At 66.1% G+C, this 869-nt stretch carries 2 protein-coding genes; both read left to right on the top strand.

Annotated features, from left to right (window positions below; genetic code table 11):
* Nucleotides 1-623 (top strand): ATP-binding cassette domain-containing protein (locus tag EOA22_RS35530; protein ID WP_127390710.1); only part of this gene is annotated, 623 nt, incomplete at its 5' end.
* A partial coding sequence (locus EOA22_RS35525; RefSeq protein WP_127390709.1) for an ATP-binding cassette domain-containing protein occupies nucleotides 620-869 on the top strand: 250 nt, incomplete at its 3' end. The genes EOA22_RS35530 and EOA22_RS35525, both read left to right, overlap by 4 nt.

Genomic DNA, 869 nt, shown 5'->3' with positions numbered 1-869 from the left:
GCGTCGTCGGTCCCAACGGGTCGGGCAAGACGACTTTGTTCAACGTCGTCACCGGCGTTCATAAGCCCAGCGCCGGCAGCGTGCTGTTTCGCGGGAGCGACATCACCGGTCTCAAGCCGCATGCCATATCGCGAGCCGGGATCGGCTACACCTTTCAGCAAGCGATGGCCTTTGCCGGCCTCGGGGTGCTGGAGAATGTCCAGATCGCTGGCGAACATGCGAGGGCAGGCGGCACTGCCAATCCGTGGCCGACACCAGAGGCCCTGCTCGACTTCGTCGGCCTGAAGGCGCTTGCCGGCGAGAAAGCCGGCGTGCTGCCGTTCGGCAGCCTGCGCCTGCTCGGCCTGGCGCTGGCGCTGGCCACGCGGCCGTCGCTGCTTCTGCTTGATGAACCCGCCGCCGGCCTCAACGACCGCGAAACCTCTGCCCTTGTCGGCCTTGTTCGCCAGTTGCCGGGCCATGGCATCACGGTCTGCGTCATCGACCACGACATGAAGCTGATGCAGATGCTGTGCCGGCGCCTTGCCGTGCTCGACTTCGGCTCCAAGATCGCCGACGGGCCGACCGAAAAGGTGCTTGCCGATCCCAAGGTGCTGGACGTCTACCTCGGAGGCGATCTGTGAACCTGCTCGCCGTCTCCGATGTCGTCACCGGCTATGGGCCGACCATCGTCAACCGTGGCGTCTCGCTGACATTGGCCGAAGGCGAAATCGTCACCATCCTCGGACCCAATGGCGCCGGCAAGTCGACGCTGCTCAAGGCTATCGCCGGGCTGATCAAACCCCGCTCGGGCAACATCGCTTTCGACGGCGCCGACGTCACCGGGTCCGCCGCCGATGTGATGGCCAGGCGCGGCGTCGTGCTGGTGC

This window comes from Mesorhizobium sp. M7A.F.Ca.US.014.04.1.1 (assembly GCF_003998745.1).
Lineage (GTDB): Bacteria > Pseudomonadota > Alphaproteobacteria > Rhizobiales > Rhizobiaceae > Mesorhizobium > Mesorhizobium ciceri.
Note: the sequence above shows the minus strand (reverse complement) of the source record. Positions and strands in the feature narration are given on the sequence as shown.